The 25,682-nt window shown below is 46.7% G+C and carries 15 protein-coding genes and 1 tRNA gene; 6 read left to right on the top strand and 10 right to left on the bottom strand.

The genetic code is table 11. The features are described 5' to 3' along the window. Positions 1-211: 211 nt before the first annotated feature. Together I2I11_RS06845 and hemW are read right to left on the bottom strand one after the other, a co-directional pair. Positions 212-4,597, bottom strand: coding sequence for a T9SS type A sorting domain-containing protein (locus I2I11_RS06845; protein ID WP_196266938.1), 4,386 nt, complete (start codon positions 4,595-4,597; stop codon positions 212-214). Between the two features lie 537 nt (positions 4,598-5,134). Then, positions 5,135-6,274, bottom strand: a complete 1,140-nt coding sequence (hemW, locus tag I2I11_RS06840) for a radical SAM family heme chaperone HemW (RefSeq protein ID WP_196266937.1) — start codon at positions 6,272-6,274, stop codon at positions 5,135-5,137. Between the two features lie 277 nt (positions 6,275-6,551). Between hemW and I2I11_RS06835 the strand changes: the two genes are divergently transcribed. From I2I11_RS06835 to I2I11_RS06820, 4 genes are all read left to right on the top strand, one after another. Beyond that, entirely contained in the window at positions 6,552-8,330 is a 1,779-nt protein-coding gene (locus I2I11_RS06835; RefSeq protein WP_230679950.1) for a BamA/TamA family outer membrane protein, read from the top strand. Between the two features lie 83 nt (positions 8,331-8,413). After that, positions 8,414-8,486 (top strand) — tRNA-Met (locus I2I11_RS06830). Between the two features lie 503 nt (positions 8,487-8,989). Next, positions 8,990-10,153: an RNA-guided endonuclease InsQ/TnpB family protein gene (locus I2I11_RS06825; protein WP_196266936.1), complete on the top strand. Its 1,164-nt coding sequence runs from the start codon at positions 8,990-8,992 to the stop codon at positions 10,151-10,153. 111 nt (positions 10,154-10,264) lie between these two features. Beyond that, positions 10,265-10,795, top strand: coding sequence for a restriction endonuclease (locus I2I11_RS06820; protein WP_196266935.1), 531 nt, complete (start codon positions 10,265-10,267; stop codon positions 10,793-10,795). Positions 10,796-11,189: 394 nt separating this feature from the next. Here the strand turns inward: I2I11_RS06820 and I2I11_RS06815 are convergent, their stop codons facing one another. The 6 genes from I2I11_RS06815 to I2I11_RS06790 all read right to left on the bottom strand — a co-directional run bounded on the left by I2I11_RS06815 (position 11,190) and on the right by I2I11_RS06790 (position 20,441). Beyond that, the gene (locus I2I11_RS06815) at positions 11,190-12,425 is read right to left on the bottom strand and encodes a PepSY-associated TM helix domain-containing protein (protein WP_196266934.1); all 1,236 of its coding nucleotides are present in this window, start codon (positions 12,423-12,425) and stop codon (positions 11,190-11,192) included. Positions 12,426-12,502: 77 nt separating this feature from the next. Beyond that, entirely contained in the window at positions 12,503-13,717 is a 1,215-nt protein-coding gene (locus tag I2I11_RS06810; RefSeq protein ID WP_196266933.1) for a DUF4374 domain-containing protein, read from the bottom strand. A gap of 29 nt (positions 13,718-13,746) precedes the next feature. Further along, positions 13,747-16,086 (bottom strand): TonB-dependent receptor, encoded by a 2,340-nt coding sequence (locus I2I11_RS06805; RefSeq protein ID WP_230679949.1) that lies wholly within the window; start codon positions 16,084-16,086, stop codon positions 13,747-13,749. A 429-nt stretch (positions 16,087-16,515) separates the two neighbouring features. Continuing rightward, positions 16,516-17,604, bottom strand: coding sequence for a PAS domain-containing sensor histidine kinase (locus I2I11_RS06800; RefSeq protein ID WP_196266932.1), 1,089 nt, complete (start codon positions 17,602-17,604; stop codon positions 16,516-16,518). A gap of 617 nt (positions 17,605-18,221) precedes the next feature. After that, a complete protein-coding gene (locus I2I11_RS06795; RefSeq protein ID WP_196266931.1) occupies positions 18,222-19,547 on the bottom strand; it encodes an inositol-3-phosphate synthase in 1,326 nt (441 codons plus the stop codon). A 291-nt stretch (positions 19,548-19,838) separates the two neighbouring features. Beyond that, a complete protein-coding gene (locus I2I11_RS06790; RefSeq protein WP_196266930.1) occupies positions 19,839-20,441 on the bottom strand; it encodes a histidine phosphatase family protein in 603 nt (200 codons plus the stop codon). Between the two features lie 444 nt (positions 20,442-20,885). On the opposite strand from I2I11_RS06790, the gene I2I11_RS06785 reads away from it, so the two are divergent. Together I2I11_RS06785 and I2I11_RS06780 are read left to right on the top strand one after the other, a co-directional pair. Further along, a complete protein-coding gene (locus tag I2I11_RS06785) occupies positions 20,886-21,953 on the top strand; it encodes a polysaccharide pyruvyl transferase family protein (protein WP_230679948.1) in 1,068 nt (355 codons plus the stop codon). Continuing rightward, on the top strand, positions 21,950-23,341 hold the full coding sequence (locus I2I11_RS06780) for a Coenzyme F420 hydrogenase/dehydrogenase, beta subunit C-terminal domain (protein WP_196266928.1): 1,392 nt from the start codon (positions 21,950-21,952) through the stop codon (positions 23,339-23,341). Before I2I11_RS06785 ends, I2I11_RS06780 begins: the two co-directional genes overlap by 4 nt. Before the next feature lie 81 nt (positions 23,342-23,422). On the opposite strand, the gene I2I11_RS06775 is transcribed toward I2I11_RS06780, so the two are convergent. Then, complete coding sequence (locus I2I11_RS06775; RefSeq protein WP_196266927.1) at positions 23,423-24,364, bottom strand: glycosyltransferase family 9 protein; 942 nt, start codon at positions 24,362-24,364, stop codon at positions 23,423-23,425. A gap of 201 nt (positions 24,365-24,565) precedes the next feature. Beyond that, on the bottom strand, positions 24,566-25,450 hold the full coding sequence (locus I2I11_RS06770; RefSeq protein WP_196266926.1) for a glycosyl hydrolase: 885 nt from the start codon (positions 25,448-25,450) through the stop codon (positions 24,566-24,568). Positions 25,451-25,682: the final 232 nt, after the last annotated feature.

The following is a 25,682-nucleotide window of genomic DNA, read 5'->3' as shown; positions in this document are numbered from 1 at the left end:
ATTTATATTTTAGCTGAACTCAGCAACACTAAGAAGTTTGTATAAATAGTTTTAACAGATGTAGAAGCGCCACAACTGTTTTTATCATTTTTGTTAATTAGCTATCAAAAGTAATCCAGGTAACGGGCGGCAATGTTGCCGCCCGTTACCTGGATTACTTTTAGGTAAAACCTTTCTAACGGCTCCTGTTATAGCAATCAAAGCTATGATACTACTTGTTTAATATCAGCCTTTGAAAGCTGGTATGGTCAGCAGTTTGCAATCGAAGAATATAGATGCCTTTTGATTGGTTCGCCGCTGGCCGCCACTGTACCTCATATGCCTTTCCGCCCTGCACCTCGCCTTCATATAGCGTGCTTACTATGCGGCCCTGGCTATCATATAGCTTTAGACTGATTGCTTGTGTCCGCTTTAAGTTAAAAGAAATCGTAATTCTATCAGAGAAGGGATTTGGCCATCCGCTGAATTCAGCATACTTGGCGACTATAGCTGACTGGCCAGCCACTGCTGCAGCCACAGCAGTTCCAGTGACAGGGCCCACTTTTACCAGCCAATAGTCGGTGCCGCCTTGGCTGGGTTGCGATTTGTCGCCGCTTGCCCCTGAGTCAGACCTGCCGCCCAGCAGGTAGCCGCCGTCAGGAGTATGTTGAATATAGCGGAATTCATCGTTACCCGCACCGCCAAATCGCTGATCGTACTCTTTATTACCCTGCTCATCCGTTTTTACCAGCCAATAGTCGGTACCGCCTTGGCTGGGCTGCGTTTTGTCTCCGCTCACACCAGAGTCTGAGCTACCAGCTAAGACATATCCTCCATCCTTTGCTTGTATAATAGAACGTAACGTTTCATCTCCTGCGCCCCCAAAACTCTTATCCCATAGTTTTGCACCGGTCTTGCTAAGCTTAAGCATCCAGTAATCCGAACCTCCCTGGCTGATCTGGCTCTTATCGCCACTCTTGCCCGAACTACTATGGCCAGCTACAAAATACTCCCCGTTTCCAGTAATGCCGATAGAGTATAATACATCGTCTTTGTTGCCGCCATAAGCTTTGTCCCACAGCATAGTGCCACTGCTGTTTATCTTCACCAGCCAGTAGTCTTTACCGCCTTGTGAGTCCTGTGTTTTATCGCCGGACTTACCTGAAGCAGAACTGCCGGCCAGTAGAAAGCCTCCGTCAGGAGTTTTGGTAAAGCTTTCCAGATCTTCGCGTCCAGATCCTCCATACCGTTTGTCCCAAAGCTTGTTGCCGTTACTATCAATCATAACCACCCAGTAATCTCTGCTGCCCCAACTTGGTTGGCTCTTGTCTCCGCTTAAAGGCGAGTTGCTCTGTCCAACTAAGAGGTAATTCCCGTTGGATAGCTGATTGACCTTGCGCAGGTCATCAAATCTGGAGCCGCCGTAGGTTTTATCCCACTGCTTGGTACCATCGCTGCTGATTTTAATAATCCAGTAATCCTGATCACCCTGAGAAGCTTCTGTTTTGTCGCCCCCTAAGCCTGACTTAGAAGAGCCGGCCAGCAAGTAGCCGCCATCTTTTGTAGGAATGATCCGGTTTAAATAATCGTCTGCTGTGCCGCCATAGGTTCTGTTCCAGAGCCGGTTACCATGCTTATCGGTTTTGATAATCCAGAAGTCATACCCGCCGCGGCCAGCGTAATCTCTATCATAGGCACTAGGGATCTCGCCTTTGTCGCCTCTGCTGCCATAAGCGGCATAGCCTCCCAGCAGGTAGCCGCCATCCTTTGTTTTGATAACAGTTGTGAACCGATCGGTGCCTGCGCTGCCAAACCGCACATTCCAGGCATTGGTAACAGGCGGCGTAGCGGTATCTTCAACTTTAACAACCCAGAAGTCGCTGTCATGCTGTTCGCTTCCGTCCCAGTTTCTGGTACCACCCAGCAGATAGCTGCTGTCAGGCGCTACCAGCATGGCGCTTAGGTAGTTGCCGCCAGAGGCAGTAGCATCGTCGCTGTCGTTGCCAAAAGCCTTGTCCCACAGCTTGTCGCCATTCTGGTTAAGCTTTACGACCCAATAATCGCTTAAAGGCCGGAAGGTCTCAGCTCCCGTAGAATCTTTGTAAGTATAACCCGATATGTTTGCTTCAGTGCGGTCGCCACTTATCCCTGAGGTAGAGGAGCCGCCCAGCAGGTAACCTCCGTCTGGGGTAGCCAGCAACGCTGCCAGCTTGTCATCTCCCGTTCCGCCAATTGTTCTTTCCCACTGCTTCAGCCCGTTGCCGTCTATGTCAATTATGTAATAATCATTGGGTGTTGTTCCAGTTACATAATCTATATGATCCTCATCATATCCATAAGTATAGTCGTAGGAAGTTCCTCCTAATAGGTAGTGACCATTAGCAGTAGGGATCATTGCTTGCATTTTATTTAAATGTCTATTGCCATAGAAGCCCTTCTCCCACTCTTCCTCACCATCAGCATTTATCTTTACAACTGCTAAAGAATAGGAAGGATTCTGAAAATTTGCAGACATGCTACCATACTTTTTAGATGTGCCGCCAAGTAGATAGCCGCCATCCGGAGTGCTGAATATAGCGGTAAGGTATTGCTCATCAGCATCAAAAGACAAAGCCTTATCCCATACTTTGTTTCCGTTAGAGTCAATTTTAACTAACCAGGAATCCATATAGTTAAGTTGCTCTGCGGTCCGGTCGCCTCCTCCTCCAGTAGAGCCTCCGGCAAGCAAGTAGCCGCCGTCTTTTGTAGCCACTATGACTTCTAATTCATCGCTATATAAGCTTCCAAAAGTTTTATCCCATACCTTGTTGCCCTCGGCATCAATCTTTATAATCCAGTAATCCTCTGTTTTGCCATGCGATTCTCCGCGATTGGGCTCGCTCTTATCGCTGCTTACACCGGAGAGGGAAGAGCCGCCCAGTAAATAGCCGCCATCCTCGGTAGCGATAATTGAGACTAACTTATCATCTTCGCTGCCCCCAAAGGTCTTGTCCCATAGTTCATTGCCCTTAGCGTCAGTTTTCACCACCCAATAATCAAAGCCTCCGCGGCTGGCCTCGCTCTTGTCGCCACTGATGCCGGAGTTAGAGTAGCCGCCGGCCAGATAGCCACCGTCTTTAGTTTTGAGCCCTACTATGAGCCGGTCCGCCCCCGAGCCGCCATAACTTAAAGCCACCGTTGTGTCCATGGGTGGCGATGTGGCGGTGTTTTTTACTTTGATAATCCAGTAACCGTTTTTGTCTTCGCTTTTCTCGTTACCGGCAACTGCTGCTGATTCCCCTCCCAGCAGGTAGCCCCCATCGGCGGTTGGTAAGATGGTTTTCAAAATATCAGCACCTACTTCCTTACCCATTATCAGCATTGTGCCCCCGCCAAAAGTTTTGTCCCAGAGTTTGGTGTTGCCATCAGCCGATACCTGCACTATCCAATAATCGAAATCGCCCCGGCTGGCTTCACTCTTATCCGTGTCAATACCTATGTCCGCGAAGCCGCCTAATAGGTAGCCTTCTGCGTTAGCTACAACAGTATACATGTTGTAATAGCCATTTCCACCAAAAGTCTTATCCCATACTTCCTCACCCGTATTGTCTATTTTTACGATCCAATATCCCTTCTTGTCCTGGCTCTTGCTGCCACTTAAGTTAGACCGGGTGTCGCCTCCCAGCAGATAGTTGCCATCAGGCGTATTAATCATGGTTCTCAGGATATCATCTTCATTGCCTCCAAAGGTTTTATCCCAAACCTTTGCTCCGTTGCCGTTTATTTTTACGACCCAGTAATCTCTGGTACAATACTGGCCTTCGCAGGTACCCAGATTGGGCTGGCTTTTATCACTGCTGATTCCCGACTTTGAATAGCCTCCCAGCAGATAACCGCCATCGCTGGTGGCTAATAATGCCGTGAAATTATCATCTTTGTTGCCTCCTAATGTTTTGTCCCAAACCTTGTTCCCCTGCGCATCTATCTTTACGACCCAATAATCGTTATCCCCGCGGCTGGCTTCGCTCTTGTCGCCGCTTATTGCTGAACTAGAATAACCTCCCAAGAGGTAACCCCCATCAGGAGTAGTTACCATGGAGGATAAATAATCAGACCTGTTGCCTCCTAATGTTTTATCCCAAATCTTGTTCCCCTGCGCATCTATCTTTACAATCCAATAGTCATAATTTGCGATCCAGGACTCTAGTGCCTCGTCCCGCGCACTGTTTTCTTCACTCTTGCCGCCACTTTTACCGGAGCTAGAATAACCGCCCAGCAAATAGCCCCCATCCTCTGTCGTGATGATAGCCTCCAAATGCTCATAGCTGTCGCCTCCGAAAGTTTTGTCCCATAGCTTATTACCTTTCGTATCAGTCTTTACAATCCAGTAAGCTTTGGATTCGGTATCACCACCTAATAGGTAGCCTCCATCTGGCGCAGCAACCATCGTAGCAAAATGAACCTCATCATCAAAGGATTTAAGGCCGTAAACTTTGTCCCACTCCTGATTGATTTGCTGCCCAAGTGCGGCAGAAGAAAGACTGATAAGGAAAAGCAGAACAAGACTTGCTCTGCAACTCCAATAGCTATGCAAAACAAAATCAGTTTTAAATTTGTGTAGCTGTAGATGTGTTTTCATTCGTCTGGATGGTTAATATTTAAACAATAAATATTGTGATCATAACTTCTTTACAAGTTAGAACAAAAGAAAGTTGTTATAACTTGTATTTAAATTGTTCAATTAGTAATAATTTACCGAATGAGTTTACCTTATAAAGGTGAATCATCTATAGCAAGCGTATAATAGGAGTTGTACAAAAGGTGCTTTTATAGTATAAATGCCTTTTTAGAATAGCCATTTTAATTTAGAAAATAAAATTATAAAAAGATAAATTCTTTGAATAAAGCTATATCCTATGACTCATATTGGCTTTTAAATATGCTTGGAGCCAGAATTTTAAGCGTTTACATAACTCCTACATGAGATTAATGTACAAAGTTTAGCTAAGGTGTAGTAGCTGAGGCATTGCAGAGGAGACAACAAAAACTGTATGAGAGCCGGGAATGTACTTTTTTTACTTCTCTAAGGATAGATCTATCATTCTATTTGAGAGGCAGTTGCAGGAAAGAGGAAATTTCCCCGCAACTGCTGTGCAGCCAGTGCAGTCGAAAAAACTCATGTCTCCTGTTGCTCCACCATCAGGTCCAGCGTGATCTGGTCGGCCAGCAGCTTGCCTTTAGCGGTCAGGTACAGCACTTCGTCTTTTATACTTGCCAGGCCTTTTTGTTGCAGCTCGTGCAGGTAGGGCGCATGGTTGGTGTACACGTCATAGCTATACGCCTCCCGAAGCTTTCGTAAGTCGCAGCCCCAACTAGTGCGCAGGCTGGTGAGCAGGTAATCGTTGGCCTGGTCGGCGGGGGTGAGTTCTTCCAGTTCAAACGGCACGGTGTCCTGCCCCAGGGCATCGACATACTTCTTGTTGTGCGCCACATTGTACTGCCGCGAGTGCCCGTTAAAAGAGTGTGCGCTGGGGCCGACGCCCAGGTAATGCACGCCGCGCCAGTAGTTGCTGTTGTGCCACGACTCGTGACTTGGCAGGCAGAAATTCGATATCTCGTACTGTTCGTATCCCTGTTGCTGCATCTGGTCCAGCAATAGCTCAAACTGCCGGGCCGTAAAGTCATCTTCGGAGGGTTTAAACTTGCCTTTTTTGCTCCAGCGGCCCAGCGCCGTGTCGGGCTCAATGGTAAGGGCGTAGCAGGACACATGTGGCACGCCCAGCGCAAATAAGGTTTCCAAATCCTTTAACCAGATAGTATGGTCGGGCGCCGGAATGCCGTAAATCAAATCTACAGTAATATTGTCGAAACCGGCTGCCTGCGCATCTTTCACGCAGTTTATACTTTCGGTGGCGCTGTGGGCGCGGTTCATCAGGCGCAGGTGCGGCTCATGAAACGATTGCAAGCCAATGCTCAGCCGGTTGATACCTGCCGCTTTCAGTTCCTGTAGTTTTTCAGGCGAAAGGTCGTCCGGATTGGCTTCGAGGGTAATTTCAGCATCCCCCGAAACTATAAACTGTTCCCGTATCGTTTGCAGCAAAAGTTGCAGTTCGGCCTGGCTGAGCAGCGAAGGCGTGCCACCGCCGAAGTAAATGGTCTGTACCGTTTGCCCCTGCAGGTATGACTGCCGCAGCACAAGTTCCCTGGCGATAGCCTGCACCGTTTGCTCCTTTAACCCCATGCTGGTGCTAAAGTGGAAATCGCAGTAATGGCACGCTTGCTTGCAAAAAGGGATATGTAGGTAGATTCCAGCCAAGTGTTTAAGGTGCTAATTTGTTAATTGGTAATGTGGTAATAAGTTAATGTGCTGATGTGTTAATTGTTAAATTAGCGTTAGTTAATGCGCTTCCGCTGGTGCGAGCTTGCAGCTCGTACCGTTATCTACAGAAGGAAGTACGAGCTGCAAGCTCGCACCAGCGCAGTAACTTACAAGTATAAAAATGCAATCAGAACTTACAGTATTTAGCACATCAGCACATTACCTAATTACCACATTAAACAAACTCTTCAGCACTTGAAACAATTCACTGCAAATGTATAAAATCGTAGCCTTAGTCTGGTGTTTGCTTTTTTGCCTGCCTGTTGTGGCGCAGGTGCAGGGGGAAACACACGCCGGCAGCGCCATGCCGGCACAGCAAAAGGTAGCGTTACGGTTCTATACTTCTGAGGAGGATGCTCCAACGCTCCGCAAGTATAATTACGCGGCTATACTCCCGGATTCGGCAGCGGCACGGCAGGAAGTACAGAATTTGGTGTATCAGTTGCAACAGGATGCTTTTCTACTGGCCTCGGCGGATAGCTTATACCTGCGCAACGACACGCTCCACGTGAAACTACATATTGGGCAGGCGTTTAAATGGGCTCAGTTGCGCAACGGCAACCTCAGCGAAGGCATTTTGGTAGAGTCCGGTTTCCGGGAGAAGTTTTACCATGAGGTGCCGTTTAAACCTGCCGAGTACGTAAAACTGCAGCAACGCATCTTGGATTATGCCGAGCGCAACGGCTATCCTTTCGCCTCTGTCTGGCTCGATTCCATCAACATAGAAGACAATAAAATTTCGGCAGCGCTGATGGTGGAGAAGGCTTTTGTGGTTACCTACGATTCGCTGCAGGTGCTGGGTGGCAGCAAAACCAAGCCGAAGTTCCTGATGCATTATTTACAGTTATACCCCGGCCAGCCCTACAATCAACAACAGATAGAGGCGTCGCAGCGGATGCTCACGGCCCTGCCCTATATTAAAGTAACGCGCCCGCCGCAGGTGCGCTTTGCCCGCGACAAGGCCCGCGTATACTATTTTCTCGAAGACCGGCAGGCCAACCAGCTCGATGGCGTGGTGGGTTTCCTGCCCGACCCAACCCGGTCCGGTAACAAATTGCTGATAACCGGCGAGGCCAGCCTGAACATCCGGAACATAAAAGGCACGGGCAAAAGTATAGGGCTGCAATGGCGGCGCGTAAACAAAGGCTCGGTTATCCTGAATGGCGAATACCTGCACCCCAACCTGTTGGGCACCCCTTTTGAGCTGGGCGCTAAGTTTAATTTGCTCAAACAGGATTCGTCGTACATTACCGTGCAGCCGCGCCTGCAACTGGGCTACTATACGTTGAAGTATAGCAAGTTCAGCGTGTTTAACGAGTGGCGCAACTCCCGCATTTTGTCGGCGGCCAACCCACAACAGTTGCAGAACCTCGACCTAGCCGATGCCCGCACCACCACCTATGGCCTGAACTACCGCTGGAACAACCTCGACGACTTTTACTTTCCGCGTCGCGGGCGTTCGGTAGAGCTGCAGTTGGCGGCCGGCACCAAAACATTGCTGCGCAACCCCGACCTGGAAAAGAGCTTCTACGATACCCTGGACCTGAAAACCAACCAACTCAGTATAAGTATGCGGCTGGAGAACTTCTTCCGGCTCGGCAAAAATAGCGCCTTGCTTACGCGGCTGCAGGGCGAGGCTTTGCTCAACGACCAGATTTTCCTGAACGACATGTACCGCATCGGCGGCCTCTCCTCGCTCCGCGGCTTCGACGATTACTTTTTCTATGCCTCGTCCTACGCCGTGGGCACGCTGGAGTACCGCCTCTTTACCGCCCAGGATTCTTACGTGCTGTTGTTCTACGACCAGGGCTACTACCGCAGTGACTTAAAAGCATCGCTGGCAAGTGGTTTTCCGTTGGGTGTAGGCGGAGGCATTAGTTTTAGCACCGGAGCCGGTATTTTTCAGCTGGTGTATTCATTGGGCAAGTCGGAGCAGCAGCCCTTGTCCTTTAAATATTCGAAGATACACTTTGGGATAACCAGTAAATTTTAGAATTGAGCACTTTTTTTGATGTTTTTAACTGCCGGGGCTTGCATCGTAAAAACATTAGCCCTACTTTTGTAACACAATAACAGTGCGGGATGGAGCAGTTGGTAGCTCGTTGGGCTCATAACCCAAAGGTCACAGGTTCGAGTCCTGTTCCCGCTACCTCAGATGAAGATAAAGCCTTGTAAGTGATAAACTTGCAAGGCTTTATGCTTTTCAGGTGACCAAATAGGTGACCAATTATACTTCCAACTGTAGTACGATGGACTAAAGTTAAGCAAGCTTTGCGTGAAATAAAAGCTATCTAGCTTACCCGCCTATCTGGGTTCGCGCTAAAAGAAATGCTCTTGCTCACATTTATAGCGTCGCAAACTTCGAATTTAGGTCAACTAGTGTCAGATTTAAATAAAGGCATTTTCATGTATCTATAAGCTTGTTTCGGCAAAAATTTACCGATTTACCTTGTATTGGCGCAGTATTGATTGATATTCGCCACATTCGCTCCAAAATTTTAATTTAGCTATAAACAGCAGAGTCAAACCCACTTCTACCTTTCAGTTTTTTGTTAAATAAGGCGGTTACATTTAACATGAATTGTTTGCAGTTATCCAAGATAAACATTAAGTTCACTACTGTAATTACACAACTGTACTCCTTATCGTTTAATGTCTTCGATTAAAACATACCGATTTAAGCTTAAACCTACAAAGGAGCAGGTTTTGGTATTTCAGCGCTGGATTGGAGCGTGCAGGTATGTTTATAATTTGGCGTTGGAGACTAAAGAGTACGCCTATAGAGTCCACAGGATTTCACTATCGAAGTATGACCTTTGCAAACAATTAACTGAACTCAAAAAAGACACACTTTGGATAGCCGAAACCTCTTCTCTAGCCTTAGAGGACGCTGTTCATCGCTTAGACTTTGCGTATCAAACCTTTTATAGAGGGGGCGGGTATCCGAAATTCGCCAGCAAAAGATTTTATCGCTCATTTACAGTAAGGCAAAATATCAAGGTTTGTGATAAAACCTGTACGATTAGATTGCCTAAGATTGGGAAAGTGAAGTTTCGAAAGAGTCAAAGTGTTGTAGGGAAGTTAAAGACAGCAACTATTGCTCATTGTACTGACGGGTGGTATCTGACACTAACCAGTGAAATAGATATTGAAAAATTGCCTACGCTCAATACTTCCATAGGTATCGATTTAGGCATTAAGTCATTCCTTGTCACTTCCGAGAACCAAATTGTAGAAAATCCTAAAAACCTTTACAGATATAAACGGGAGTTAAATAAAGCGCATAGGGCTGTAAATAGAAAAAAGAAAGGCAGCAGTAATCGAAAAAAAGCAGTTGCTAAGCTAGCAAAAGTGTATTTAAAAGTATCCAACACAAGGAATGATTTTCAGCATAAATTAAGCAGTAACCTCATTCGCGAGAACCAAACGATTGTAGTAGAAAATCTGCGAGTATCAAACATGCTTAAAAATCATAATCTAGCTAAAAGCATTGCCGATGCCTCTTGGCGGCAGTTTGTGCGCATGTTGGAATACAAAGCTAAGTGGTATGGAAGAGAACTAATCAAAGTGAATCCTCAGTGCACCAGTCAGGATTGTTCAACCTGCGGAGCAAGAAATGCGGAACTGAGATTAGCTACGAGGGAGTGGAAGTGTGAACATTGCGGTACGTTTCATGATAGGGATGTGAATGCGGCCATAAACATAAAGAACAAGGCGGTAGGGTATACCGTGTCAGCTTCTGAGATATACGGCTCCACTGGGAGAGTAGCGGAAGAATACGCTTCAAATCAGAACAATACCACTGGTTTAGTGTAGTGCCAAATCGCTAACGCAAAAAACAAATTTTTTGATTGTAAGCCTACCAACTCTTTTAAAGAGAGCCTTGCTTTACTCAGTCCAGCTATTAACCCCCTTCTAAAGTTATCCATGTTAATGATAGAATGTCTTAAGCAAGGCAACATAAAGATTAATTCCGAACTGAAACAGCTTGAAATAGCAGACGGGCAACTCATTTACCCCTTCGATAAAATCAAAGGCAATGAATGGGGCTTTGTCTATGAAAAGTTTGTAGGTCAAATTCTAGAAGGTGAAGGCTTCAAAGTTATCTACAACGGGTTTAACGGATATACAGACGGTGGCATAGATTTGATAACTGAGAAGGGAAACACGATTACCTTTATCCAGTGCAAGTATTCACAAACTAAGAAGCTTTCTAAAAGCCATATCAACAACATACTGTTTAAGGCTTCAAGAAAACTATTTCAAGCCTACAAAAACAAGGAAAAACAACTTGCCTTCGCATTGATAGTGCATTGCACCAAGAGCAACTTCAGACGTGCTCCACTTAAAGAAGACCCAAAAAAACGTGAATACCCTTGGCTGGATTACTTTAAAAGCCAAGACGGTAAGTATAAAGGTCTGAGAGTGGGATTAAGAGAAATAGCAATGCACACATAAGGTTCGTTCCATATCTAGAATGACCATTGTAGCTATGTCTGTTATTTACTAAACACACGTTTATTAAGTGTTAAAAGGGAATTTTAAGCCAAATAATGGCGCTTATGCAAAGTATGCAATAGCCAATAAGTCATCAAGGAAGTTATTCGATAATTGGGTGCTTTGGTCTACCTCAGATAGAGATAAAGCCTTGTAAGTGATAAACTTGCAAGGCTTTATTGTTTTATAGGAAAACTATAGGGAAACACTTTCGCTTTTCTTACAGACGAGCTGCCACTTCATTCCTGTAGTTTATCAGCTTATTCAGGCATACGATTCTCACTATAATAAAATCAAAAAAGCTACATGTTCGATCCATGTAGCTTTTTTGATTTAGAAATATCCTGCCAAAACTCTATGCAGGGGCCAGTCCGGTTTGTGTGGGTTTCCTCTTTGGAGCGCTTCCGCCAAGCGGTGCCTTTCGCTTTGCTTTCTTTCTTTTATTCCACCACACCAGGAACCCGGTAATCGGCAAACTGGCACAAATCAAGCTGATAAAAAAAGCAAGAATTTTACCTGGCAGGCCCCACGCCGCACCAATATGAATATCATAGTTGAGCATTACGAGCTGGTCGGCAAGATCGGCTTCAGAATACTTATCTCCTTTTACGCGGTAGTGTTCTAAGGTGTATTGGTCGTAGTAATACTCGTTGCGGTTGTACCATGAGCCATGATCCTGGTACGCAATAATTTCAATAGCATCTTCTTTATCGTGCAGCTCCGGCGTCATGTAAAAACCTTGTGCAGTTGGTTCCTGCGCCAGCGTTTTGTACCAGGCTTTATCCAGCACCGAAACAGTATCGTTAGCAAGTAAATAGGCTTTAGATTTATCAGAATGTGGATGGTGGTGTTCGGGCATCTCCTCGCCGCCGGATGTAACATAGTATAGCGAATCAGCGAACCACTCAAAGCTCCAAACAAGGCCGGTTACACCCAACACAAAAGCCAAGGCCAAACTATAGAACCCAACTACATTGTGCAGGTCGTAGTTGACGCGTTTAAAGCTGCCGTTCCATTTAATTTTAAAGCTCTTGTTTCGCTCAGACTTATTCCATTTTCTTGGCCACCACATTACAAGCCCTGTACCCAGCAGCACCAGGAAAATAAGCGTAGCCACACCAACTATAGGCCGGCCAATTTCATAAGGCAGCCAAAGCGCACGGTGGCCATCAATAATAAACCGGAAAAAATCAAACTCCCCTTCGCCTATACTTTGCTGTTTCTGCAGAAACTCGCCGGTGTAAGGATTCATGAAAACAGCTGTAAACGTGCGCTCACCATTTTCTTCGCCTCCAAAGCCCACCGCTGCGGCACCTTCTTTAGTGCTATAGGTAAGGCCCGTGGGCTCAGCGCCGGGCATGTACACTTTGGCAGTATCCAGCAACTGGCTGGGCGGCACAAAGGGTTTATCCTGCGCCTGCACAAAGCGCCAGGGCTCCATAGCATCCTTTATCTCCACCTCAAAAGCATAAAAGCAGCCCGTAATGCTAACGATAAACACCACAATGCCGGAAGAAAGGCCAAGCCACAGGTGCAGCCAGTCGTTCACCTTCCTGAAAATGCCATTATTGCTGTTCTTTTTGCCTTTCATGTACGCTTAATAGGTAATGGTAAAAATTTACCAGCCCTGCTTATACTATAGCAGAGCTGATAAGTATGGCTTGTAAACTATAGTTTAGAGATACCTGCCACGAAGTTTGCCTGTATTTCAGCACCTTTTGTAGCCGTGTTGTTTTCCAGGTTAATTCTGTACATATATATTTTATTGCCTTCCGGAATAGCCACATACAGATTGTTCCCATCGTGCAGGGCGCTCAGTCTGCGACCAAGACCTGAATGCTCCGGCAAACCCTGAATATAAGTGATTGCTTTCGTGTTCAGATCAATCACAGCCGATTTAAGCGGGCTGTCCTTCCATCTCTCCTGCTGCGGACGGTCTGTCGTGTTCACTTCAACAAATACTTTTCCGTTGCCCAGGTATAACATATGCGAAATGGTTTTACCACCCGTTACAGCTGCTACATCAAAGAAATAAGTCTCGTCAATTGTAGTCTGGCCGCTGTTAATGCGTATAATGCCGGCTGGCTTGGTAGATTGGCTGTAACCATTCCCTGGGTTTGAATGAGAAACGGCGTAGATATTGCCCTGCTCGTCTTTGATCAAACCTGATTTTGTGTTAAACCCACCTATCGGACCAACGCGTGTATCTTCCATTACTTTCACAAACTCCAAAGCCGGATACGTGAAAACGGCAATCTCAGCTTTATCAGTGGACGGTGTGTTAAATGTGCTGGGGTCGCTGATGTAATATGCCAGGTACAGGTAGCCATTGCTGATACGCATGCCGGCGTAAGAAGGCGCTACCTGATTTGTGATAGCTGCAACCTGGTGCGTTTCGGTGCCTTTTACCGTCAGGGTATTGGTATTAAATGTATGGAATTTGATAACATCAGAATTTCCATCCATCTCTACTCCAACTAACGTGTTAGCATCGGCCTTTACAATATCTTTCAGGCTGTTGGTAAACGACACATTTCCAATCTGCTTCAGTTCGCCGTTGGCATCTCTGGTAATACCTACCACGTTCACATCATCCAGCCCGCCGATGCTGTAAATGGTGTTATCAATCTGCGTGAAGTCGAAATAACCCGGCTGCTCAATACCTTGCCCTACTGCAGAGAGTGTTCCGCTCATTACATCCTCAAAAGGCACTGTATAGTAGGTAAAGGTATTGCCGTTTCCCTGTAAAGCCAGCGATACAACAAACTCTCCGGTAGATGGATTAGGTACGTTATCGTCGTCGCTGCAAGCTACCAGCATTGTTGTTGCGCAAAGGCCCAGTAGCGGTAAAGCAAGGCTTTTTCTAAGTTTAGTTAAGTTCATGTGTGTTATTATTTTGTATAAATTATAGTTTAAAGGACGTATCGCAGCTTCAGGTAAAAAGCACGTCCGGGTTTTTGCAGTTGGAATTTATCATAAAGTCGGGCGTCGGTCAGGTTGCGGCACTCCGCCGAAATATTATACTTTCCGTTGGCCAGATTCAGGAACACTTCAACGCTGTGTGAAGACTGTTCTGGAATTGTATACTTGCCATCGATGTAGCCAAAACGAGCCCAGGTCAGGTAGTAGTTCTCTACAAAATTGAAATAATAGTTAACTCCGATTACTGATTCTGCTGCTACCAGATTTTTGAATGTGAGCCCGGCATTTGCATTAGCAAACAAGTAAGGTTTGTTTGGCAGACGTGAGCCATTGTATATATTTGGGGCCCAGCCATTATAATCGTTGTAAATCGAATCGGCCTGATCTGTAATATCCTGGTATGTTGCATTTGCACCCAAATGCAACACATCGCGCCACTGGTATTTCACGCTTCCTTCCACACCCAATGTGCGTACATCACTTAAATTACCGTAAGTTGTTTCAGCACTTACAACATTTACACTTTGGTGAATCAGGTCTTTTGACTCGCGGTAAATAAAGCTGCTTTCTAAGTTCAACTGATGATCTTGGGCAAGTTTGAAACTATAAGCAGCACCCAGGTTATAGTTATCGCTCTGCTCAGGCCCCAGGTTCGGGTTTGGGTTGATGAACTGCGCATCACCGAAAATTTCGTCAGGCTCTGGTAGGCGGTACGTATGCTCATAAGATGCCTTTAGCTGCAGCGTTAGTAGCAAAAAGTAGGAGCTTGCAACACCATAACCGAAATCTTCATTATTAACCTGATAGGCATCGATACCACGGTTATCAGTTCCAAAGCCAAATTCTTTGTCGGTTTCAACATGTAGCAGGTACATTTTACCAAACACCGTAGTAGACCATTTTTCAGACAGGTCTGATTTATAGGCTAGCCCCAGTATGTGCTTATTTAATGCTTTTGGGTATTTGTTCTGTATTTTATCCGGGTCTTCCTTATCAAAGGCTTTGCGTTTGAAGTATGAAACAGCATAATTGAATGCTAAGGAGTGCCGGGGATTTATAGTATAGCCCGCGTTTATCTGGCTATTAAAGTCGGTATCGTCAAACGTGGTGAAGGTCCGCAGGCGCTCGCCATCTGAAGAACCATCTTCAAACCGCTCACCGGCCCAGTTAAACCTGACGCCACTCAGCGTATCAATACTTTCGCTTTTGGTATAGTTGAAAGCCGTATTCAGGCTTACGTTCAGGCCTTCGGTAAAGAGGCCGTCTTTGCTATACTTTAAAGTTGGTACCACCGACTGGCTGTTGCGCAACATTCCACCATATACTTTTCCCATCGTTGCCCCTGTCTGCACCTGCTTGTCGTTACCTGATGCGATGAGGCCAAATAGCAGGTTATCGGCAAACTTTCGGCCCGTCCAGCCGGTCTCCAACATCATGGTGGCAGATCGGTAACGGTCATGGAAGCGTTCTACTTCGGCACTATTTATTACATTACCATTTTCGTCCGTAATATCTGCCCATACTTTATAGTTATTATCGGAGTAGTTATAGTTGCTACTGCCCCTAAAGGTAAAGCCGTTTTTAGGGTTCGTATAAGCTCCGTTCAGTGACAGGCGGTGTGTGTTAAAAGAACCTACAGCATAAGATGCATCCAGGTAGTTATCTTTTTTATTTGTGATGATGTTCACCGCGCCACCCAGTGCATCAGTACCAAGCCAAACAGGCACTACTCCCTTGTACACTTCTATTCTTTCAATAGTATTAACCGGAATATCGCTAAGGCTGAGAGATGACGAGAAATTATCCATCGGCAGGCCATTCAGGAAAAACTTAACCTGATCGCCTGAAAATCCATTTAGACTAAAGCTGGTATTGGATCCCAGTCCGCCCTCTTCCAGCACTCTTACACCAGATACCCGGTTTAAAACCTCTTTTGCATCGGAAGTGCTGTTTAGCAATTCTTTTGTAGAAATAGCCGTAACGGCGTAGGCTTGCTCGTTTACCTGCGTAGTAGATGATTTTCCAACAATCTCCAGTCCTTCTATTTCAAAGGCTTTGTCCTGAAGCGTGAAATCGATTTTTAAATTCTGGGACGCTTTTAGCTGTATATTTTTTTCCTGTGTTCCAAACCCCAGCATGCTAACCACTAGTGTATAGTTGCCAGGTGTAATCTCGGATAAATTAAACTGGCCTTTTGCGTCTGTAGTAGTTCCAGCCTTAGCTTCTTTAATTACTACTGTTACGCCTGCTAAGGCATCACCTGCTGAAGAACTTACTATTCCAGAAATACTAGCTTTACCTATACCTTGACTTAAAGCAGTATTGCCCAAGCAAACTATTGCCAGAAAAATGAAGAACGTAGTGATAGGTCTACAATACAGTTGCAAAACTTGTGCTTATTTAGAATTATTTTAAACTGCTGCAAATATAGGATGAAATATGATGCAGGAAAAATTGTTTAGAATAAATCTAAATAGTTATTTAGGAGAAACCCAGATTAAATATCCCTGATAATTTGATTAAAGGGATGAAATCAATAGTATTTAATCTTAATTCTAAAATTACTATCATACTTGATCAGGTATGTAGCGCCTTTACATTCATCTACTGAATTAAACCGAACGGAAGAAATCAGCTATGGTTGCTAGGTCATCTGAGGTAGACCAGATTAGTATTCGTTGTAAAGCTGCCTTCTTACTATAACGCAGGTCCCCCTTCATCTTTCCAAACAAGTATAAATGCAGCATACTCACTTTACATTATTCTTTCGGAAGCTCAATGTAAAAGGTGGTGCCAACATTTACTTCACTCTCAAACCATATCCGGCCCTGGTGCCACTCCACGATGGTTTTAATAATGGACATGCCGAGGCCCGTGGAAGGTTCTCCGTCCAGGCCGGGCCTGCGCGCATTGGTAAATTTATCGAACAGGGTGTCGTGGTATTTCTCCGGTATACCAATGCCATTGTCGGCTACTTTGATTAAAACAGTTTGCGCGTGCTCTTCCAGGCTCACAGTGATTATGCCGCCTTCGTGGGTAAATTTAATAGAATTAGAAATGAGGTTGTTTATCGCCTGTAGCAGCTTAATGTCATCAAACTCAATGTAAATTTCTTTACTGGCACAGAAGAAACGGAAAGTCTTGGTAATTTCTCTTTCAGATTGCTGGTACTGTTCCATTATTTCTTCAAGCCTCACGACAATGTCTGCCCTTCGCTTGATAAGATCTACCCCAGTTGTCTCCAGAAATTCAGTATCAATAAGGCTCTTTATCAACGAAACCCCATGTTTGCTGGTTTTTTCTATCAGACTGATGAGGTGATCAAGATCCTGGCTTCCATAAGACTTTACCTCTTCAGACAATAGTTCTGAAATGCTATGAATCATACCGAGGGGACCTGCCAGATCATGTGCCAGGATGTGCAGCACAGAGTCCTTTTTGTTCCCGAATTTCTTTAAGTAGTCATTGTATTGCTTTGAAGCGGTAATATCTTCCACGTAACCAATAATGCGGTGTTCTGCTGCTGCATCGTTCAGCAGGAAAGGCGTGAGGCATATCCACCGCTCTTCCTGCTCGGGTAAATTTATGCGGAACTCCACTTCTTTGCTGCCTTTTTCCTGTAACAGCTTCCGGCTTGCTTCCGCTACATATTGCCGGTCATCCGGATGCACCATGTCCAGCAAAGCCGCCGGAGTTATAACACTTTGTGCCGTCAGTTTAAAAGCTTGCTCAAATGCGGGGTTCTGGTAAGTAAATTGATTAGACTCCACCTCATATACAAAGATAGAATACTTGATGTTAACGGCTAAAAACTGTAGATCTGTGGGGTCAAAGTTTGTATGTGGCATGATATGGTGAAAAGGCGCTATAGATTAGAGCGCCTTTAAGTAAAGGTAGCTAAGTGTCCGGACAAATGAAATCCAGATAAAGGACAAAAGGCTTCCAGGTTTAAATTATTGAGAGCAATAACTTATAGCTTAGCCATACTTGTTTATACTTAAAGGTAATTTCTTTCTGATACCTGATAAGTAGCTGTGAGGATTAACATGCCCTGTTTTGCCCTCCTGCAAGTATAAATGCCGCACTTATCGCGGGGATATTGTCTGGAAAATTATGCTGCTTCATAAGCGTAATGCCCGCTAACAGGATTCTTCCGGAACGGCAGCATCTGTTTTGCCTCAAACTATTTTTGCACTGCAGTTTAACTTTAATGAAGAGTCTGCTTTTGTAAAGCTAAAATTATTTCTGCCGAATGGCTGTATTGCTGTCATTTACCGGAAGAAGTAAATGACAGCCAGTTACTGTGCTCTGTCGGATGAGAAGCCACAGGTATAAACAAAACAGCCGGTAGCATATTAATTGCAACCGGCTGTTTTTAATCATTCAGCAATTTTTAATATCCTTTGAAGAAAAAGCGCAGTGTGCTTAAAGTATACACTGATGAAGATTAAAGCTGGTTAAAAGATTACATGGTTTCTACCAGGTCCTCATCATAATCCAGGCCCAGGTGCGTGATCAGATCTTCGCCCATCAGGTGGCGTAACGTATTCTGCAGCTTTATTAATTGCTTAAAAATATCATGCTCCGGACGCAGGCCGGCCATTGTTTGTGGCGATTTAAAATAAAACGACAGCCACTCCTGTATGCCGGACATACCCGCTCTTTTCGCCAAATCGCTGAACAAAGCCAGGTCCAGCACAATGGGCGCGGCCAGAATAGAATCGCGGCACAGGAAATTGATCTTGATCTGCATGGAATAACCCAGCCAGCCGAAGATGTCTATATTGTCCCAGCTTTCTTTGTTATCGCCATGAGGCGGATAATAATTGATGCGTACTTTATGATAGAGTTCGCCGTACAGTTCCGGGTTCGTTTCAGGATGCAGGATATCTTCGAGCACACTAAGCTTCGACACCTCCTTGGTTTTAAAATTATCCGGATGATCCAGTACATAACCATCGCGGTTGCCTAAAATGTTGGAAGAGAACCAGCCTTTGATGCCTAAGGCCCTGGCCTGCAGGCCGGGTGCCAGAATCGTTTTCATCAGCGTTTGGCCGGTCTTGAAATCCTTACCGCCGATGGGGGTATCCGTTTGCTTGGCCAGCTCGATTAAAGCCGGAATATCGCAGGTTAAATTGGGTGCTCCATTCATAAACGGCACGCCCAGTTTGATGGCTGCATAAGCATAGATCATGGAAGGGGCAATGGCCGGGTCGTTGTTTCGCAGGCCTTCTTCAAAATGCTCAAGGGATTCATGCACTGCCGAGCGCTCCAGGTATATCTCAGTAGAGCCACACCAAACCATTACAATGCGCGAGCAATCATTGGCGTCTTTAAAGTTTTCGATGTCATCCATCACTGCCTTGGCCAGGTCGTATTTGGTAGCCGCCTGCTTTATGTGATCACCGTCCAGGTTAGAAACGTAGGCGCGATCAAAAACAGCTTTCATGGGTTTAACAGCTTCCAGTTCGGCCTTTACGGCATGCAGCAGCATAGGCTCAATCACCTTTGCTTTCATGGCTGCTTCAAACACATTGTCGTTGTAAACATCCCAACCACCAAATACAATGTCCTGCAGATCGGCAAGCGGCACAAAGTCCTTTATTTTAGGATAACGGTTCTCTGTCCTTTTTCCTAACCGGATATTACCCATCTGGGTTAAGGAGCCAACCGGCTGCGCCAGGTTCTTCTTTACGGCCTCTACGCCCGCAATAAGTGTAGTGGCTACAGCACCTAAACCAGGCGTTAGTATACCGAGCTTTCCTTCTGCTTTATCTATTGTATTATGCATATGACTTGTTTTAGAGTAATGAAAAATATGGTTGGACACTGAATTACAGACAAAATACCAATTAATTGAATGCTAAACCTGTTTTACTTTATTTATTTAGGAAAATAAAACATAGAAATTACATGCGTGCGCGTTATCCCCTTGGTAAAAAATATTTGAGGTAAGTTATGCATCATACTTAATGAACAACAGGCAAATAAACTACAGTAATGGCTTTGGCCGGACTCTATTAAAGGTTTAAGGGCGCTGCACGTGATGGCGGCTGAAAAAGTACAACTCTCATACGCAGCGTTAAATCTTTATCCCGCCAGTGTCATTAACCAGCAGGATCCGCGCTGTTTCGTCGTAAATTTCAATCACGCTTACGGAGGCCGGGCTAATTTCGAGTCGCTGAAACATATCCAGGTGAATTCCGGCATAGTATGCAACGGCAGCTTTGATCAGGTCGGCGTGGCTGACCACGGCAACAGTTTCCTGCGGGTGCTGCACGCACAACTTTTCAAGTCCTGTGATTATACGTGCCTGCGCTTCCAGCATCAGTTCACCACCCGGAATACGCGTGCCACTTCGGAACGAATTGAAACGCTGGAATTGCGGTTGCTTTTCCAGATCCTGAAAGGCGCTATTTGTCCATTCTCCGAAATTTATTTCCATAAAATCCTCGCGAACGGTGTTTTCAAGATGAAGTAATCGGGCAATCGGTTCGGCAGTTTCGACAGCGCGCTCCAAAGGGCTGCTGTAAACAGCCGTAACCGGCAGGCTGGCGAGGCGTTCGGCCAGCTTTTGCGCCTGTGCCTGCCCTTCTTCGTTTAAAGATACACCAGGCGTTCGTCCGGTGAGGCGCTTGCCAACCGTATCGTTCGTTGCGTGGCGAATCAGGAGAAATCTGGTCATTAACTTATGTTTGGGATTTGGTTCGTATCTGTATCTTTCGGATTACCTTATGTTCTTCGGAAATAAATGCCGTAATTAACTGCACAGGGCTTATCTGTGGTTGGCCATACTTCTAAAGTATGTAAGGGTACGAAACACAGGTACAAACCGTTTTAAGTGGTGCGGCCAGGGCAGATATGTTGTGCATACTTGTGCACCCGGCCGGCAGCCATACTTCCAGAAGCTTACTGCTTTACCTGTATGCCCGGGCTGCCAATCCCGGAATGAATTAAGAATGGGTTGCATTGTAGCAGAACCTAAACAGCGCCTGCGCCGTTGGCATATACCAGTTTTAAGTATGCCTGCAACTGTGCAAAATGCGTGTTACGGGCACCCGCAAGTATAAAGTAACTAAGAAATAAATCAGAGAAAGCGACGAGAATGACTGTTTTGAAAATAGGGGTTTTGACATTTCACAGATGTATTAATTACGGCAGCTACTGGCAGGCACGCTGCCTGGCTGAAGGGCTTCAGGCACGTGGACACAACGCCGTTATACTTGATCACGACTCGCAGGAGGTAAACCTTGCGGAATGGAAATGCGCTTTACAGCCGGTGCTGCCCACAGCGGTTCCGAAATCAGATTATCCCCTTTACCGGGAAAAAGTTCTCAAATTCTTCCGCGCTTTTAATTCGTTGCCGCTTTCGCCGCGTTTTCAGCTAGATAATCCGGCAGAAATGGGAAACTACGATGTGGTAGTGGTTGGCAGCGACGAAGTATGGAACCTGAGTCATCCGTGGTTTGGGGGCTATGCTTTATTTTATGGAGAGGGTATTCGGGCGCAACGCCTCGTATCTTATGCGGCCAGCTTTGGAAATTATGACGCCTCCTGGGGCATGGAACAGGCTTGGGCCGAAAAACTGCGCAAATTTGAATTTATTTCGGTGCGCGATGAAAACTCACAGGCTGTAGTTGAAAACGCGCTGGGGTTTGAGCCGGAAATGGTGTTAGATCCATGCCTGCAGTTTCCGGTCGTGCCCGATGAACGAAACCTGGACAAGCTGCAGCAGCCGTATGTAGCTGTATACGGGCACAATTTTTCTGAATATTTTGCCCGCGAAATCCGGCGATGCGCCGATAGCAAAAACCTGCCGCTCATCAGCATCGGTTACCGGAACGACTGGGCAGACGAACAATGGCTTACCGCCGACCCGCATGATTTTGCGCACTTTATGGCGCACTCCGAAGCAGTAGCGACTAATTTCTTCCATGGCTGCGTTTTTGCATTGCGTAATGTAAAGCCATTCGTTTGTGAGACGTCCCCTTACAGAAGGTATAAATTACAAGGGCTGATGGCAAAAATCGGCGGCGAAAAACACCTCATTACAGAAGAGACGCCGGCAGCCGATTATGATGCCCGCCTAAGTGAGCCGCTTGGACAGGAAATTATTCAGAAGATTGAGCGCCTGCGCCAGACCTCCAATGCTTACCTGGATCGGGCACTTGTGCTTAAACAACTACAACCTGCATGAATAAGCTGCTAAGCCCCAGGGATATTGTTCGTTCCGGTTTATGTATTGGCTGCGGCAGTTGCGTTGCACAAGCTGGTTCGCCTGATACCGAAATGACATTTGATGAGTATGGGCAACTGAAGCCGCAAGGTAGGCCGGAATGGTTTCGCAGCAATTCCGAAAGCTTTACACTAACCTGCCCGTTCTCACCAGCCGCCCAAAACGAAGACCAATTGGCTGCTGAACTTTTTCCTGCTGTTGAACAAAGCGATGTAGCCGTAGGTCGTTTTGAGGGAGCCTACGTCGGGCATGTGGGCGAAGAGGATTTCCGGATGCAGGGCAGTTCGGGCGGTATGGTGACGTGGGTGGCAACTGAACTGATGCGGAAAGGGTTGATTGACGGCGTAGCGCATGTAGTGGCAACCGAAGATCCGCAGCAAGATGGCCGCTATTTCCGTTACCGCATTTCACGCACCGAAGCGGAGGTACGCGAAGGCGCCAAATCGCGCTACTATCCCATCGAGTTATCAGAGATTCTTAAAACCATACACGAGGTACCTGGCCGCTATGCCGTGGTTGGTATTCCGTGTTTTATCAAAGCGGTGCAGTTGCTTCGCCGCCAGGATCCGGTTATTGGGGAACGCATCCGGTTTACGCTGGGGCTTTTCTGTGGGCATATGAAAAGTGCGCGGTTTGTCGAGAGCTTTGCCTGGCAGATGAAGGTGCCGGTAAACCAGATCCAAAGTGTAGAGTATCGCCAGAAAGACCCGAACCGCCCGGCCAACTGGTATAATGCCAAACTCACTTTGCGCGACGGAAGCAGCGTTAACAGAGACTGGTGGCACCTGGCAGACGGCGATTGGGGTGCAGGCTTTTACATGAACTCGGCCTGTAACTTCTGCGACGACGTAGTAGCGGAAACGGCTGACATCTCGTTTGGCGATGCCTGGGTGGAGCCCTACTCTTCTGATGGAAGAGGAACAAACGTGGTGGTCGTGCGCTCGCCGGTTGTTCAGAGTCTGGTGGCAGGTGCCATAGATGAAGGACGATTGAACCTGGATGCGGTAGATGCTAAATTTGTAGAGCAAACGCAGGCTGCAGGTTTCCGGCAGCGCCGCGAAGGACTGGCTTACCGGCTTACATGGCACCGCAGCGGCATACAGCCGCGCAAGCGCGTGGCACCCGATGCTAAAACACCTGCCAGGCAGCGCAAGCTTATTTACCGGATGCGGTATCTGATTTCAGCGTGGAGCCATCGTGTTTTCCGGTTTGCCCGCCGGCTCCAAAAACCGCAGCTATACCTGCGGTGGGCGCGCATGGCCGCGGCTGCTTATCATGGATTGGCCTACCACCAGGGGAATTTCGGGGAGATGCAGAAGCGCTTTAAAGAACTGAATAACCAGCCATAACAGCACGGGCAATTGTTATACTGGTATTTGGCAGTCTGCTGTATCTATACTTCCTGAAGTAGATAGAGCGGCCTGCTATTTTTATTTAATGTTTGGATTGAGTGCCAGGGAACTGAGCTTTTCCAGTTCAGCAGTAATCCGCGCTATAACACCTCTCCAATCACCTGGCTGCTCCTGCCGGAAGAGCCGCATGGTAGGGTACCAGGGGCTATCTTCCCGGTTATCCATCCAGCGCCAATCTGCCTTAGCATGCAGTAGGGTCCAGACGGGTACGCCAAGCGCCCCGGCAAGATGCGCCGGCATAGAATCAACCGTAATCAGCAAATCCAGCCCGCTGATAACACGTGCATAGTCATACAAACTGAACTCGCCGGGATGAACGCCAAATCCTTCCTGCCATCCCGCTGCTACAGCATCTGCCTGTAGAATATAAAGCCTGATGCCCTGAATCTCGGCTAAGGGAGCAAGCAGGGAAAACGGAATAGAACGGTTTCCGTCCCAATCCCCTGCTTTCCAGACAAGGCCGACAGCAAGTTTCCCATTATGCGATGAAAGATGTTGCGGTTCTACCTGCAGGTAGGGAATTTCAGAAGGTATAGTTGCCAGCGTGGTGCGAAAGATGTGCGATAGTTCCATGATCTCGACATCCGCATCATACGCTACATCAGGAGTACCATCGTGCAAAGGTAAAAGCTGGTCAATGCCGGGTACTGTTTCCAAAAGCGGAATGAGCGGCGGCTGTGCCCAAACGAGTACCTCTGCAGCAACAGCCTGCAGGAGTGGCATATACCGGATAAACTGAATGGTATCGCCAAGGCCATGATAGCAGCGCACCAAAACGCGCCTGCCCTGGAGCGATGTGCCATCCCATACATACTGAAAGTGCCGTGGCAGGTGCCAGCATGGCTTGCCGGCACGGGCTTTCAGTTCTGCATCGCTGGTTTCCCATGCTTTTTCAAACGCTCCGCTGCGCATGTGGCGCATCCACAGTGTGGAGGTATCTTCCTGAATGTCCTGACGCATACAGGTCTTCTAAGTAAATGGACAAATTAAAAGCATACTTCTTCATCCTGAAAGGATCTTGAAGGCAAGCATCAGCTAACTGCTACTGCCTTTCTCCACTCAGATCCTCACACAAAGACAAGGGTATACTTGTATCATTCGTGCTGCCCTTATGCTTGGGCGGAACAGCACTTTTTCACGCCCGCCCTGATGGGAGATTAATCAGGCATAGCGGCGCATCATTTCAGCACAAAAATCAGCAAACTCTTCCACGTTTTGCGGTGGGCTGGTATGGTGAGGCTGAATGCCTTTTTCTTCGGGCGTAAAACAGAAGGTAGCTGTTACATCAAACTCTTCGAGCGCCTTCATCATGCGGTCGAACCATTTTTCGGCATCCGGTCGCAACCAATCGGCCCAGCTTAAGCCGGTTCGCAAACGTTTTACGCCCAATTGCCTGAGTCGCTCTACGGCAGCATCAAGGCGGTGGTCTTCAAAATGGAACCACTGGCAAATGCCCATCTCAGGAGTGTAATCTGCAAATTGCCGGAAAGCGATCTTCGGGGTGCCATCTTCGCGCAGCAAGCCCATGTGGAAGTGGCGGTAATATGAGGAACCTTCGGCTTCCCGGTGGCGCGTTGTGGCTTCCCAGGCGCTCGGCAAATCATACAGGCTGTACCAGAAAATGCGGTCTACGCGCCCCATCAACAACTCAGCTGTCCGGCGAAGGCCAAATTCCTGCACTTCTTCTGCGCCAAAGGTCGAAACACCAACTTCTGTTACCCACACCGGCAGGTCCGTAACTGCTTCAATTTCCGCAACTTTGTCCTGCCATTCGTGTATCTGCCACAGGTTCCAGTCGAGCGGAAAACCATGAACAGCAACTGCATTTAAATCGTTGAGTGTACCGTAGCCTTGTAGTGTTTTTATAAAATGCGGGTCAATGGGCGAAATGCCGCCAAGAACACGCAGAACTTCCGGGTTCTCGGCTTTTACAGCCTGTGCCGCCAATTTTACCATTTCGGCGTAAATCCGCCATTCCGGGTCAATTTCAAAAGCCCAATGCGATTTGTTGTTTGGTTCGTTCCAGAATTTTACAGCTTCAATCATAGTTTAAAATTTTGCTTGTTTTAGCCGGGTTTTCGGCATGAGAGCACGTTTATATTTCTTCTTTTTTAAGGATGCACAATAATTTTACGGTAAACAAAGTGCTGTAATCAGGCACAATAACCTGCCTGAGAGTAAGATAAAGGCTTGCAGGAGCACAAACTGCAGGCCTTTATTCAGGACTTAGAACATAGCCGCTTATACTTCCCTGATGCTCAATGAGAGCTTTCAGGCA

The organism is Pontibacter rufus (assembly GCF_015694705.1).
Classification (GTDB): Bacteria; Bacteroidota; Bacteroidia; order Cytophagales; family Hymenobacteraceae; genus Pontibacter; species Pontibacter rufus.
This window is presented reverse-complemented; position numbering and strand designations above follow the sequence as displayed.